The following is a 15,044-nucleotide window of genomic DNA, read 5'->3' as shown; positions in this document are numbered from 1 at the left end:
AATGGTTATTTTTCAGAATTAGCATCAATTTGTCCTGTATTAAAAGCCTAAAAAAGTATTTTTTGTAGTTTAATATTAACTTATTAATCAACTGTGATAAAAATTTTTGCGCGGCAGTAACTAAAATTAGCAATATTTTAGTCTTTATTAAAGTCAGCTAAAACTATTTCAAATTTATAACATAAAATCAAAGCGTTTTAGTTAACTTTACTTTACATTATTTGACAAAATTTAACATTACAAAGTTTGATATGGCTAGTGATATTATTTATACTTTTTTTAGAAAATTGATTTTTCATAATAAAAAATATAATACTTTTACAAAGGATTGATACATGTTACCAAGTAGTTGTTCAGTAACTAAACATAAATTAGGATTATTTAACCGATTAATTGCTGCAATGTTAGCAATATATTTGCCTCAGAATCAACATTCATTTTTTTCTTTTAAAGATTTATTTACTGTTAACTTTTTGTTTTTTAAAGTCAATTTTATAAAATCTTTTTTTTGTTTAAAACCGATGCTAATAAGTGTATTGGTTATAAATAGTTTATTAACCATTTCCGTTAATTCCTCATATGCTTTAAATATAACTACAGTCAATACAATTTATGGTGGTGCACCATATCTTACTTATGATGGAGGTATCTCTAAAGTCGATAGTACGGAAAGTTTATTGGGTATCACTTTATCTGATGGTACAGTAATTAATGCTTCAAATGATGAATCAAGTCTTACTAATCCAATCGAGTTACCGAATCAAGGCGATACTTATGCGAGTATCCAGACCATCGTTCCGTTACCGCAGTCAGGCAATACTAATTACCCTAAAGTGAAAATGTCTGATTTACTCAAGTCACCGTATAACTATTTTGGTGATGATGATGGCGATGGTTACGACGATGTAACCGGTGAAGTTATAGCAACAGCGAGTGGTGATATAGGTGTTACATGGGAAAATATTAATGGCGTTGATGTGACAGACAAAGTTAAAAACAATGCCCATAGTAAATTTATTGAATGTGATGGTCCTTATAAATTAACCATAACCGCAAGTAATGGTGAATTAAAAACCCTATATGGTGAGCCGAATAAAAGTAGTTTTATGGGCGGTAGCCATAATTATTATATAAACCCTAAAGTCGAACCTCATGTCTGCTATGCTCAACCGAGTCTATTATATGATGATAGTACTGAAGCTATTATGACTGGTGGTATTATGTTGTTCGATAGGCCGGGATGGGATTCTGGTATAATTGACTGGATGTATAGAGGTTATCCAAGTAAAGGATTTAAGACTAATGGCGCACGAAACAGCGGTAATTATGATGGTGAAAATTCAGTTTATAACAATAATTTTCCTAGTACAGGCTCTAATGGATTATATTTTTATTTGTTATTGGCAGGAATAAGTCCAGAAGCGGTGATCGCGGCCAATGGTAGTAGCATAAGTGCTGTAGAAGGTGGTAATGTTAGATTAACCTTAAGTACGGGAATAACTGGCTGGCCTCATGATAATTGGTGGGGCTATGGCGAGCCTTATGGTGTACGACAGAAAGGTTTAAAGATAACTTTAACTGGTCCTCGCATAACATCTAATGATAAAAGTTTTAGTCCTTCTACATTTAGACTGTATGCAGATAGTGAAAAAAGTAAGATACTTTATGAATTTAAGTTGATGCGTTGGTATATTCCTACCGATATTGTTTATCAAAATATTAATACCAAAGAAGATTTATTGTTGTATCAGGCGAAAGGTCAAGATGAGTGTCGTCGTTTAGGTACAGGTTATCGGCTAAGTGAAATGCATGATTTGACCAATGATCTCTATTGGGAAATGATAGATGAGTCGTCTATTACAGGCACTGGGGCTGTTAATCCCGCATCTACAAACGCTATTCGCCAGTTGAGCTATCGTAAAGATGGCGAATGGTTCAGTGGAATAATCAATGAATGGGGATGTTTAGATAAAAGTAGCAGAAGGTGCCTTAATTATCCAGATAGTGATTGGTCGCATAGTAATTATTTAATTGCTACTTCAAAATCGAAGATAATTAAGTTTAAGAATAACAACTCTGACCATGACAAAGTGAGAGAACTAATTCCATCATTTGTTAATATGGATGCAGGTCACGTAGGATTATTAGAAAATTCATCAGACAATTATATAGCTTGTGTTTCACCTTAATAGCTATAAGAAGTTTAACAATTAAATTAAAATATTATCCATTGTATTGAGATTTATATGTAAGATTTTAAATAACTATTCGTAAAACATTAGTCTTACAATCTCAATATAAGGGGATATTGTTATAATAAAGAAAGTGTATTTTTACGCGTTTATAATGAGGGTAGCTTTATTGTTACTGAATTATAGATCATGAATTAAAAGTAAGATTTTCACAATAAAAAAATATGTTAATGATTGGATGGCAAGTTGTCGATTCTCATTAGAATAAGTTAAGCAAGCGTCTACCAAATGCGTTATTAACGGCATTTGACGCAGAATTATCGTCTACAACATACATGGTTAAAGTAAAATATAGAGTGTTTCAATTTTAGTTTAAATCGCTGTGCCTTTTTTAGGAGTGAAAAAATTTTGCATATCAACTTGTTCATGTTGCAAAAGCCAAATTTTTTTGTCAATTCCACCGGCATAACCAGTTAAGTTACCATTGGCTCCAATAACCCGATGGCAAGGAATAATAATTGATAAAGGATTGTGACCAACCGCTCCACCAACAGCTTGACTGGACATATGTGGCTTATTACATTGCAATGCCACTTGTTTTGCGATATAGCCATAGGTAATGACTTCACCGTAAGGAATTTGCGCTAATATGTCCCATACCATATGCCTAAATGCGCTACCTTGAGGATCCAGTGATAATTGCTTTATAGATGGTTTTTTTCCTAGAAAATAGTCGTCTAACCATTTTTTAGTCTGATTAAATATTGCTAAATTAGATTTTTCTTGTTTGGTCGAATTAACAATTTGGCCAAAATATTTTTGTCCTTCAATCCAGGCACCAATTAATTTATTGTGTTGACTAGCTAAAGTTATCAATCCCATTGGTGACGAATAGTGGCTAATATAAAACATGAAAAATCCTAATATTACCGATTAAGCGATACTTTATTATAACCAGTTAATGTAATTTAAGTAGTAAAAATAGTTGTTTATTTTAGATTGTTCAATTCAGTAGTTATTAAAATTATTTTTGTTAACAAATTGATTAATAAAAATATTATAAGACTATTACGAATGATGAGTATGAGTAAACTAACTTATTATTTTTATGTATTAATAGCGAAAGTAAAGTGATTAAACAAAGTAGAGTGAATACAATATGACTCAACAATAATAAAAAAAGACTCACGTTAGTGAGTCTTTTTGTAAAGATTATTTGCTAGCTTTGCCTTTTTCTACATAGCTCATATCGCCTAATGATTCAACGATAAATTTACCATCATCAGTATAACGGATTTTAGTTACGCTCGCGTTACCAAGTCCACTCGTGATTGGTTTGTCTAACATCTCTTCAACCATTGCCATAATAGCCATACCGTGAGAGACCACCAATACATTACCACCACCTTGTTCTTGAGCAGATTTAGCAATAGCCTTTAATGAGGCTTGCATACGAGTTTTAACGGCATTATAGTCTTCAGCTTGACCAGATTTCTCAACAGCTTTGATTGCATCCATCATTTTTTTAAGAGTAACTTTACCTTTAGCTAAATCCGCCATTAGGGCTTTGTCTGACTCATAACCTAAATGTTGTGCTGCTGGGTTCCACATGTTTGGGTCAAGATCACCTTCAAAATCACCAAAACAAGTTTCACGCAGGCCTTCCATTTCATTAATGTTTAATTTAGTTTCACCTTTAGATTCAAGTACGATTCTTGCTGTTTGTCTGGCACGACCAGAGTCACTTGAATATACCGAAATAAAATCAACATCTTTTAAACCTCGGCCAAGTTGCTCTGCAACTTCAATACCAGGTTTAGTAAGAGGTGTGTCTGACCAGCCTTGTGCACGATGCACGTTATTAAACATAGTTTTACCATGACGAGTAAAATAGATATTCACATCGGCAGCAACAGTTTGTGCTAGTGATGCGGTAAGAATTGCGGTTAATCCAATAAGTTTAATAAGTTTTTTCATAGTTTTGTCCTTTTAAAACAAGTTAAATCGATAATCAATAACGGTTTCTGCTGATAAAGTCGGTGAACGTTGCGCATGGCCATCTCTTAATTTAGGGGTAATGTCTTTGCTGCTCATGGTTTTATAAGACCAACCATAACCAAATTTTGACAAAATAGATAGATTTTTAAATGTTCCACTGGTTGGTTTCCAGATATTAAACACGTTGATTTCACCATTTTTTAGGGTTTCGTGTTTATAGTTAAATTCACCATAGTTTAGATATAAACCAGTGGTATTATCTTTAAAGAAGTCATAACCTAACACGCTTGATAAAACCACTTCGCCGTCACGCATATAGTCTGCACCAGCCGCAGCCATACCATTATAACGTCCACGGTTATTTTTACCTATGTGACGGCCATAATAACCGATAGCGCCTTTGCGATTGGCGTCGGTATAAGCGATACCGAATTTGGCACTCCAGTCTGCTTCTTTCCATTCAACATCGGCTGCATAATGCCACGCTGAATCATCAAAATCACGCACATTGGCTTTCATTTTGTCATGATTTTTAAGAGCAGTACTGCCATAGATTTGTGAGCCAACGGTTAGTTTTTCTATCGGTTTATAAGAAAACTCAATCGCATGACGTTTAATATAATCTTTTGCTACACCATAAGAGTAGTCAAGTTTAATTACTTTATCTTTATAGGCGATTTCAGCTGTTTTGATATTATCAATTTCAGATTTTCTATCTAAACTATAAAAATGCACTTTTTTGGCCGATTCACGAGGTAGAGCACTATCAATATAAGCTAGCGATAACGCCAAATTAGAGTATTTAAATGTTCCACTATAACCGAGATAACTGTTACGGGTTAAATTTTGCGACGAACTAATTACCCCCATGTCTTTTAAACTATGCCAACCAGCTTTACCATTAAAATTGACATCTTTATTGCCAAATTTGACTTTAGCATAACGTTGTGTAAATTTGTTAAAACCGTGTGCATTGTGTTTATCAGCTTTTTTACCATCATTATAAAGTAAGTTACGAGTTGCAAAGTAATCACTGGCTCCAAGTTTGATGACATTGTCATAAGTAACATCGAATCCCAAGATATCTAACCAATAACCTGATTTATAGTTAAGTGTTAATGCTTGTCCCCATGCACTGTGAACTTCTTTGGGTTGCGATGCATTTTCTTTTAAATACTTCCAATGATTACGTGTTGAAAATTCAAATTTGCTATCTTTGAAAAAACTATTATCAGTATTTAGCGAATTTGCTTCAGCCGCAACAGCTGAAAAACACATAATATTAAGAAGTGCTAGCGAAAGGTACTTTATTTTCATTGTTATATCCTATCTTTATTTTCCCAAAAAAAAACCTAAATACCGCCCACAAACCTATCGGTTGGGCTGATATTTAGGTTTTGCCTGCCTAAGCAGTAACAATCCTATTTTACTAATTTAATTACTAATCATCTAATTTTATTCAGATTATGGTTATTTGTTTGCCTCCAGTTGTTTATTTATTTAGTGATAATTTACCTTGATTAACATAGTCCATACTGCCAATTTCAACTACACTATATTTACCATTTTGATACACAATTTTAACCACGGTAGCATTTGACAATGGTTTGTTTTTATTTGGGTTATCGGTTAAATCAGAAATCATAGCTTGCATTGACATACCAGATGAAATAGCCAAAATATTTTTTTGATGTTTATCCTGAGCTGTTTTTACAATGCTATGTAGAGCATTTTGGGTACGCTCTTTAACCTGGTCAAAATTTTCCGCTTGCTGTTTAGGATCACTCTTAGCGATGGCATTAGTTAGAGTTGCCACGGGAATTTGTCCTTGCACATAACTTTTATAAAAGCTATCAACAGATTTAAAACCAAGAGATTTCATGGATGCAGATACCATCTTGGCATTGCTTCCTCCTTCAAATCCACCATAAAAAACTTCACGTAAACCCTTTAATTCTTGGATCTGGTAATCTTTAACCCCTTTTTGTTGTAACAAAACTTGCATTGTTTCACGCTGACGTCCAGCATCACTGGTGTAATAAGCATCAAATTGAATGTGCTTATCTTTAAATCCTTCGCCTAAATAACGAGCAACTTCAATACCTTTGTCAGTCAATGGTGAATCAGCCCAACCTTGTACAAGATCATAGGTATTAAATAAAGTTTTACCGTGTCGAGCAAAATAAATGTTAATGGCATCATCACTATTATTGCTTGTGGCATTATTTGCTTTATTGCTACAACCAGTAGCAAGCGTTGTTAATAATAGTGCACTAGTAAGGAATACTGCTTTAATTGTTTTATTTTTCATCATTAGCCTCATATAGCATTGTCATTAGTATGATGAGTAAAATTACCGGTAGGGCAGAGGACCTACCGGAATCATCATTATTTTAAATTAGCACCTTTCGATGAAATGACTGATTGATACCAATAAAAACTTTTCTTTTTATAGCGTTTTAACGTACCAGAGCCGTCTTGGTTTAAATCCACATAGATAAAACCATATCGTTTGGTCACTTCTGCTTTAGATGCACTGATTAGGTCAATTGGTCCCCAACTGGTATATCCCATCACTTCAACACCATCATTAATCGCTTCACGAATTTGCACTAAATGATCGTTCATATAATTAATACGATAGTCATCATTAATAGTGCCATCTGCTTCAAGCTTATCTTTAGCACCTAAGCCATTTTCAACAATAAATAGTGGTTTTTGAAAACGTTCATAAAGCAAGTTTAATAAGTAACGGATACCGATTGGGTCGATCTGCCAGCCCCATTCAGACGCTTTGAGATGTGGATTAGGTACCATATCAAGAATGTTACCCTTTTTGCGAAGTGAGTCGTCAGCTGTACCACAACAACTCATGTAATAACTAAATGAAATAAAATCGATAGTTTCTTTCAAATCTTCACGGTCTTGATCGGTAATTGTTAATTCAATATTGTTTTCTTTAAAATAACGATTCATATAAGTTGGGTAATAGCCACGTGCTTGCACATCACCAAAGAACAACCAACCATGATTTTCTAAATGCGTTGCCCAAACATCTTCTGGTTTTGGACTAAGCGGGTAAGCGATAGCACCAAGTAACATATTACCAATTTTTGCATCGGGTATAATTTGATGACAAAGTTTAACTGCCCGTCCACTGGCTACTAATTGGTGGTGAATAGCTTGATAGATTTCCGCTTTACTGCTATTTCTAGCTAAACCGACACCGGTAAATGGTTCATGTAGTGACATATTAATTTCATTAAAAGTTAACCAATATTTCACTTTATCTTTATAGCGTTCGAAAACAGTTTTGGCATAGCGAGTAAAAAACTCAATCACTTTACGGTTTCCCCAACCACCATATTGAGTAACTAGGTAATAGGGCATTTCGTAGTGTGATAAGGTGACTAAAGGCGTAATGTTGTGTTTTAACATTTCATCAAACAGTTTATCGTAAAATGCTAAACCTTTTTCATTTGGTTGTTCTTCATCGCCATTAGGAAAAATACGTGTCCATGCGATTGATGTTCTTAAACAACTAAATCCCATTTCAGCAAACAGGGCTACATCTTCTGGATAGCGATGATAAAAGTCGATAGCACGATCTTTGATACTAGTAATTTCAACATTATTACGATCAACTATATCGCCAAATAGACCATTAGGAGTACAGTCAGATGTTGAAAGACCTTTACCATCTTCATTATATGCTCCTTCGACTTGGTTAGCAGCAATTGCGCCACCCCATAAAAAATCATTAGGAAAAGTGTTAGCCATTTTTTACTCCTTGTTTGCACTTAACGCTAATAGTGCGTCACCATGTTGAATATTATCTTGATTAAATATGCACTGCACATCGATATAGTCATCACTGTTAGTGATAATGATTGGTGTAGTGACTTCAAAGCCGGCTTGTTTAATTGCTTCAATATCAAAGCTTACCAAGCGATCGCCTTTTTTCACTTTTTGACCACTTTCTACATGAGCTTCAAAATGTTGGCCATCTAACTTAACTGTATCAACACCAATGTGGATAAGTATTTCTGCACCTGATTTAGTTTGGAAACCGATAGCATGTTTCGTTCTAAATAGTGACACTACTTCACCATCTTCTGGTGCGACAGCTTCGCCAATAGTTGGAATAATTGCAGTACCTTTACCCATTAAACCACTCGCAAAAGTAGCATCATTAACTTCCTTTAAGTCTATAATTTGACCAGTTAATGGGCTGGCAATAGTGATTGTTTTTACAAGTTCATCACTATCAGTTTTATTGTTATTTGAATCAGAATTTTCTGTTTCATTTTCATTATTTTGATTTTTATCTTTTGGGATACCAAATAGATAAGTGACTAATGTTGCTACTGCAAATGAAATAAGTGAACCAAATACTACCGCATAAAACTTTTCATTAATGCCTGTAGGTGGAATTAATTGTAAAAATGAGAAGATACTAATAAAGCTGAATGAATAGATAACCGAATGATAATAACCAACAATACCACCACCAATCATTGCTGAAATACAGCCGATAATAAATGGACGTTTTAATGGTAAGTTAATACCATAAATAGCGGGTTCAGTTACCCCAAAAATTCCTGATAATACCGATGAACTTGCTAATGTTTTAACTTGTGGATCTTTGCTGCGTAACATAACCGCTAATACCGCACCAACTTGAGCGAACACCGCAGGGAATAAGATTGGGATCATAAAATCTTCTTGATAAACCGAGATATTATTCATCGCAAATGGTACTAATCCCCAATGGATACCAAATACCACCATCACTTGCCAAAGAGCAGCTAAAATCATAGAAGCAATGACAGAGTTAAGTTGATAAACATAGATGATACCATTAGCAACTGTATCACTTAAGAATGACACAACTGGACCAATAACAGCAAAGGTTATTGGTACGGTAATTATCAAACCAAATAATGGAGCAATAAACTTTTTGAACGAGTCATGCATGATTTTGTTCAAGTTACGTTCTAATAATGAATAGAACCATGCAGCTAAGATTATTGGGAAAACCGATGAAGGATAAGGGATTAATTTAATAGGAATGCTAAAAAATTCTGTCTGTAATTCAAATGCATTACCTAACATACCAACCACACTAGGATGAACCAATGCACCACCTAATGCCATACCTACATAAGGATTACCACCGAATTTTTTAACCGCTGAAAAGCCTAGAATGATTGGTAAATAATAGAATGGGGCGTCTGCAATCGCATTTAAGAAGTTAAGGGTTGGTGAGCCGGCTTGAACAAGTTCCATAACCTGTAGTATTGCTACTATTCCTTTAAAAATACCACCAGCAACAAGTACAACTAGCGCAGGGATAAAGATACTTGAAACTAAATCAATCAGTTTTGATACAATACCTTTAGGTGCGGCGGATGGCGCATCGTTGGTCGGTTTTTCATTAAGATGAGTTAATTGCATGATGGCATTAAACACATCTGCAACACTGTTACCGATCACGACTTGGAATTGTCCACCACTTTGTACAACGGTAATAATACCCGCTTGTTTTTTCAAAAATTCAGCGTTTGCTTTTGATTCATCTTTCAACGCAAATCTAAGTCTAGTTGCACAATGTACTAGACTGGTAATGTTATCCTTACCACCTACATGCTCAATAATTACTTCGGCAAGTTGTTTGTTTTTCATAGCTTATCCTTATTTAAGCGCAAAAAAAAACCTAAACCCCCATTCCATTGAGAGTTTAGGTTTTGCTTGCATCAAAAAAACAGTTGATGCAATAACAATCCAAAATTTCTGTATTAATTAAATTAACATAAATTTTATAATATTGTTGCAACTAGTTAATTATTTTGTGATTTCGATCACACTATTATTTTTTAGCTCGGCCCTTAATCTTTCAATATGAATAGTCAAATACAAACTTTCATCATCGGATAATGGATGCTGATATTGTTGGATTAAATGTAAGTCGATCTGTTTAGTACACAAATAGGCTTGTTCATATTTATGCCGAATAATTTCATACAATGATGTATCTTGTTGCGCTGGTTTGCCATGACTCAAAATACGATGAGCAAAAAACTTTAAATGCGTGACGAATCGTTGATAAGAAAGGCTGTTTTCATCGTACTCAAATCTAAAATGGTATTTAACAATATTCAAAATTTCACGCATGATCTTCGTCATATTAACGATATTCGGCATAGTATCATTTAGTTGAGCATTGACTATATGAAAGGTAATAAAACCTGCTTCGTCTTCGGGCAGTTCGACGCCTAAACGCTGTTTAATCACTGATAAAGCATGTAAACCAATTTGATATTCATTTGGATAGAATTTTTTTATTTCCCAAATAAAATTATTCGGAATATCAAATCCCTGCTTATGCCTTTCAATAGCAAAATAGATATGATCAGTTAAAGAAATATAGATACTATCTTGTAATTTGCCACCTAACTGCTTCTTAGCATAATTGATAATGATATCTGAAGTTGTATGAATTTCGATAGGTATTTCCGAAAGCAACTCAGCAAACTTTGGCAGTAATTCTTGATTATTCAATGAAAACTGCTTTTCAATAAGTTGGGGGTCAATTTTGTCTCCTTCCCTTTTTTTAAATCCTACCCCACGTCCAGTAACAATTAATTCATTTCCCTTTGCATCTAATGTTACCACAACATTATTATTTAATATTTTATGAACTTTCATCTGTTACAGTCTAAATTAAAGGTTAAATTATTATGTCTGGCTTAACAAAAATAGAAAGTAATAAAATGAAAAAGTGTGATAGGTATCAAAATTTGGCTTAAAATTTATTGATCTTTTGCAGTAAAAAATAGCAATAAACCCGACAGGCAAGCCATGTCGGGTTGAATATTAGAAATAGAAAATTAACTATTGAGCAAGTAATTTATTCATGGTTTGAATAAATTTACTCGGATCACTTAATGATCCTTTTTCAGCAAGAAGCGCTTGATCTAACAATAACTCAACCCAGTCACTAAATGTTGTTTCATCTTGAGTATTAGCGATGCGTTTAACTAATTGATGATCAGGATTAATCTCAAATGTGTATTTGATCTCTGGCGCTTTCTGTCCTGCTGCAGCAAATAATTTAGCCATTTGGGTAGACATCTCGTCTGCAGCTGTCGTCACAATTGCCGGTGTATCAGTTAAACGATGGGTTAATTTAACTTCTTTAACTTTGTCTGCTAAAACTTTTTTCACACGCTCGATAAATGGCTCAAGTTCTTTTTCAACTTGTTTTTGTTCATCACTATTTTGATCGGCTAATTTCTCGATTGATTCGTCAGATTTACTGATAGATTGGAACTGTTTCCCTGCAAATTCAGTTAAATTGCTCATCATCCATTCATCAATACGATCAGAAAGTAATAATACCTCAATACCTTTTTTACGGAATAATTCAAGGTGAGGACTATTTTTGGCTGCGCCATAACTATCGGCAGTAATGAAGTAGATCTTCTCTTGACCTTCTTGCATACGGCTGATGTAATCATCTAATGATACGCTCTGTACCTCGCTATCACTGTTAGTGGTAGTAAAGCGTAATAACTTAGCAATAGACTCACGATTGCTAAAATCTTCACCAGTCCCTTCTTTTAAAACAAGACCAAATTCACTCCAGAATTGTTGATATTGTTCTTTGTCATCTTTAGCAAGTTTATCAAGCATTTGTAAAACACGTTTAGTACATGCATTGCGTAAATTCTGGGTTACCTTGTTATCTTGCAGGATTTCGCGCGAAACATTTAATGGTAAATCATTAGAATCAATTAAACCTTTTACAAAGCGTAAGTAATTTGGCATAAATTGTTCTGCATCGTCCATAATAAAAACACGTTGCACATACAATTTTAAACCGTGTTTATTGTCACGATTCCACATATCCCATGGCGCTTTAGATGGAATATAGAGCAAACTAGTATATTCTTGTTTACCTTCAACACGATTGTGACTCCAACTTAGCGGATCGGCAAAATCGTGGGAAATATGTTTATAGAACTCTTTATATTCTTCATCAGTTACTTCTGATTTGCTACGCGTCCAAAGTGCTTGGGCCTTATTAACTTTTTCCCATTTAACTTCTTTGCTTTCTTCATCAGTAGTTTGTACTTCAACTGGTAAAGAGATATGATCCGAATATTTGCTAATAATTGAACGTAAGCGCCAATCATCTAAAAACTCTTTTTCATCATCTTTTAAATGTAGGACGATTTCAGTACCACGTGTTTCTTTATTAGTATCAGAAATGGTATATTCACCTTCACCAGCAGATTGCCACATAACAGCTTCATCGGCTTTGGCTGTTGCCGCACGAGTTGTAACAGTAACATTATCAGCAACAATAAATGCTGAGTAAAAACCAACCCCGAATTGACCAATAAGTTGACTATCTTTAGCTTGATCACTACCAATTGATTCTAAAAATGCTTTGGTGCCTGATTTAGCAATTGTTCCTAAATTCTCAATGACTTCATCACGAGTCATACCAATACCATTGTCGGCAATGGTTAAGGTGCCTGCTTCTTTGTTGGTTGAAATACGAACCCCAAGCTCGGCATCACCAGCGTATAAATCTGGATTTTCAAGTGCTTTAAAACGAAGCTTATCAGCTGCATCTGAAGCATTTGAAATTAATTCTCTTAAAAAAATCTCTTTATTAGAATATAAAGAGTGAATCATTAAATGAAGGATTTGTTTAACTTCGGATTGAAATCCACGTGTTTCAGTTCCTTGCTTACTCATTGACTAATACCTCAGCTATATTTGCAAATTCAATTAATATTAACCACAAAATGCTCACCTTCAAGTGATAAATAACATGTTATCTTGTTAATATTAATTGATTAACATTGACATAATAATTTGATTAATTGTTGTATTGCTATATGGGAATAAAAAAGATAATTTCAAGAGAGAGTATTAAGATAACTAATTAATTGCTTATTTTTTAGTTATTTTGTCAATAAAAAAGCCCTGATATTAATCAAGGCTTTTAGATTTAGTAATAAGTTAATTATCGAGTTTCTGGTAAAAATCCACAAACTAAAATAACTACTACGGCTAAAGGAATGATGATGCGAGTCAAGATTGACCATACACCAAACCAGAAATTGCCTAAGTTCAATTCTTTGCGAATGATTTTTTGGTTCATCATCCAAGCACCAAAGATTACAGTTCCTAATCCAGTCACAGGTAACATAATCTTACTAGTTAAATAGTCGAGTAAATCGAAAATATTTTTACCAAATAACGTCACATCTGACCATTCATTAAAGGATAAAATACAAGCAATACCTAATGCCCAAATTAATACACTACTAACCACAGTCGCAGTTTTACGGCCCATAGGCGTTTTCTCTTCTAACAGCTCTACAGTTGGTTCAAGTAATGAAATTGATGAAGTTAAGGCAGCAAAAGTTAGGAAGATAAAGAATAAACAACCTAAAATTGAGCCAGCAGCCATATTACCAAAGGCAATTGGTAAGGTAACAAAAATAAGACCTGGACCCGCTCCAGCTTCTAAACCATTAGCAAATACTAACGGGAAGATCGCCATACCAGATAACATGGCTACAATAACGTCTAAAATAACCACGGTGCGGGCAGTAGATAGTAAATTCACATCTTTACCAAGATATGAACCATAAGCCATCATAATCCCCATACCTAATGATAAGCTGAAGAACGCATGGCCTAAAGCAGCTAAAATAGCGGTACCACTTAATGCTGACCAATTAGGGGTGAATAAAAAGTTAAACGCTACGCCAAATGATGGGCCACTAACAATAGCGGCATAACCAACTAGAATTAAAAGCAGTAACCCTAAGCCAGGCATCATAACTTTACAAGCACGCTCTAAACCACCACCAACGCCCATAGCCACAATAATGGTATTAGCTGCCATAAATACGGTATGCCAAGTTAAAAGACTACCGACATCGCTAAGGAAACCACTAAAAATTTGCCCAGTAGCAGCACCATCAACACCATTAAAGGTGCCATTGATAGCTAAAAAGATATAATCAGTCGCCCAGCCACCAATTACACTATAAAAAGAAAGAATTAAAAATGAGCCAAGTACGCCAATAATACCAACCCAGCGCCATAATTTTGAGCGACCTTCTGATGCCGCAACATCTTCCATGGTATGAATTGGGTTTTTTTGTCCGCGACGGCCGATTAACCATTCTAAAACTAAAATTGGCAAGCCAATGACAAACATAAATAGTAAATAGGTCAGAACAAATGCTGAACCACCCATTTCACCAGCCATATATGGAAATTTCCATATATTACCTAAACCCACAGCAGAACCGGCAGCTGCAAGCATAAATCCCATGCGAGAGCTCCACTGTGAATGACTTTTCTTCATAGTACCTGTACTCATGAATTTATTTTCCCTAGAGTTATGATTAAATATTTAACTTTAGTATCAGCAAAAGCCTAACTATTTTTTTATTAGATCAATAAAGCGCTAAATCATGCCATGAAATAAGTCTATAAACAAGAAGACATTATCATTAATAACGATAGCCAATAAAAAAATTAAATCGTTAAAGTTAGGTTTAATGGTGTTTTGAAGTGATTTACTGTAAAAAAAGAGCTATAAAAAACTTGAGGAACGGGGTTTTTAAAGCCTAAAATCCCGTCCAAGTTTCTCCGAAATTGGTTTTAAAACTAAAATCAGCTTGCTATAAACATAAGAGTTTATTTTTATCAATCAGTTTGGTGCTTCTCATTTAGCGACATTGGCAATGTGCTGACAACTGAGTGAGGTTAGCATGGCAAACAGGGATGTTTGGCAAGGAGCGTTAAGAGCGAACGAAG

10 protein-coding genes are annotated in these 15,044 nt (G+C 34.5%); 1 reads left to right on the top strand and 9 read right to left on the bottom strand.

Annotated elements, in window-relative coordinates; translation table 11 throughout:
* Positions 1-335 precede the first annotated feature (335 nt).
* Entirely contained in the window at positions 336-2,189 is a 1,854-nt protein-coding gene (locus tag H3U97_RS10725) for a hypothetical protein (RefSeq protein WP_110453557.1), read from the top strand.
* Positions 2,190-2,564: 375 nt separating this feature from the next.
* On the opposite strand, the gene H3U97_RS10720 is transcribed toward H3U97_RS10725, so the two are convergent.
* The 9 genes from H3U97_RS10720 to H3U97_RS10680 form a co-directional block, all read right to left on the bottom strand.
* Entirely contained in the window at positions 2,565-3,104 is a 540-nt protein-coding gene (locus H3U97_RS10720; protein WP_198198940.1) for a methylated-DNA--[protein]-cysteine S-methyltransferase, read from the bottom strand.
* Positions 3,105-3,404: 300 nt separating this feature from the next.
* Complete coding sequence (locus H3U97_RS10715) at positions 3,405-4,169, bottom strand: histidine phosphatase family protein (protein ID WP_065578232.1); 765 nt, start codon at positions 4,167-4,169, stop codon at positions 3,405-3,407.
* A 12-nt stretch (positions 4,170-4,181) separates the two neighbouring features.
* On the bottom strand, positions 4,182-5,507 hold the full coding sequence (locus H3U97_RS10710) for an OprD family outer membrane porin (protein ID WP_086357423.1): 1,326 nt from the start codon (positions 5,505-5,507) through the stop codon (positions 4,182-4,184).
* Between the two features lie 175 nt (positions 5,508-5,682).
* On the bottom strand, positions 5,683-6,501 hold the full coding sequence (locus tag H3U97_RS10705) for a histidine phosphatase family protein (protein WP_086354055.1): 819 nt from the start codon (positions 6,499-6,501) through the stop codon (positions 5,683-5,685).
* A 77-nt stretch (positions 6,502-6,578) separates the two neighbouring features.
* Entirely contained in the window at positions 6,579-7,970 is a 1,392-nt protein-coding gene (locus tag H3U97_RS10700) for a glycoside hydrolase family 1 protein (RefSeq protein ID WP_065578234.1), read from the bottom strand.
* A gap of 3 nt (positions 7,971-7,973) precedes the next feature.
* Positions 7,974-9,875, bottom strand: a complete 1,902-nt coding sequence (locus H3U97_RS10695) for a beta-glucoside-specific PTS transporter subunit IIABC (RefSeq protein ID WP_086362061.1) — start codon at positions 9,873-9,875, stop codon at positions 7,974-7,976.
* A gap of 159 nt (positions 9,876-10,034) precedes the next feature.
* Complete coding sequence (gene licT / locus H3U97_RS10690) at positions 10,035-10,898, bottom strand: BglG family transcription antiterminator LicT (RefSeq protein WP_198198939.1); 864 nt, start codon at positions 10,896-10,898, stop codon at positions 10,035-10,037.
* A gap of 186 nt (positions 10,899-11,084) precedes the next feature.
* The gene (gene htpG, locus H3U97_RS10685; protein WP_065578237.1) at positions 11,085-12,959 is read right to left on the bottom strand and encodes a molecular chaperone HtpG; all 1,875 of its coding nucleotides are present in this window, start codon (positions 12,957-12,959) and stop codon (positions 11,085-11,087) included.
* Between the two features lie 271 nt (positions 12,960-13,230).
* Positions 13,231-14,604, bottom strand: a complete 1,374-nt coding sequence (locus tag H3U97_RS10680; protein ID WP_198198938.1) for a sodium-dependent transporter — start codon at positions 14,602-14,604, stop codon at positions 13,231-13,233.
* Positions 14,605-15,044 lie beyond the last annotated feature (440 nt).

It is taken from the genome of Gilliamella sp. W8128 (assembly GCF_016100545.1).
GTDB classification, from domain to species: Bacteria; Pseudomonadota; Gammaproteobacteria; order Enterobacterales; family Orbaceae; genus Gilliamella; species Gilliamella apis.
The sequence above is the reverse complement of the archived record's forward strand: the minus strand, read 5'-3'. Positions and strand labels throughout refer to the sequence as shown.

Coding starts and splice junctions, on each gene's coding strand:
- H3U97_RS10720 (WP_198198940.1), bottom strand. CDS start 3,104: ATGTTTTATATTAGCCACTATTCGTCACCAATGGGATTGATAACTTTA.
- H3U97_RS10700 (WP_065578234.1), bottom strand. CDS start 7,970: ATGGCTAACACTTTTCCTAATGATTTTTTATGGGGTGGCGCAATTGCT.
- H3U97_RS10680 (WP_198198938.1), bottom strand. CDS start 14,604: ATGAGTACAGGTACTATGAAGAAAAGTCATTCACAGTGGAGCTCTCGC.
- htpG (WP_065578237.1), bottom strand. CDS start 12,959: ATGAGTAAGCAAGGAACTGAAACACGTGGATTTCAATCCGAAGTTAAA.
- H3U97_RS10705 (WP_086354055.1), bottom strand. CDS start 6,501: ATGAAAAATAAAACAATTAAAGCAGTATTCCTTACTAGTGCACTATTA.
- H3U97_RS10695 (WP_086362061.1), bottom strand. CDS start 9,875: ATGAAAAACAAACAACTTGCCGAAGTAATTATTGAGCATGTAGGTGGT.
- licT (WP_198198939.1), bottom strand. CDS start 10,898: ATGAAAGTTCATAAAATATTAAATAATAATGTTGTGGTAACATTAGAT.
- H3U97_RS10710 (WP_086357423.1), bottom strand. CDS start 5,507: ATGAAAATAAAGTACCTTTCGCTAGCACTTCTTAATATTATGTGTTTT.
- H3U97_RS10715 (WP_065578232.1), bottom strand. CDS start 4,169: ATGAAAAAACTTATTAAACTTATTGGATTAACCGCAATTCTTACCGCA.
- H3U97_RS10725 (WP_110453557.1), top strand. CDS start 336: ATGTTACCAAGTAGTTGTTCAGTAACTAAACATAAATTAGGATTATTT.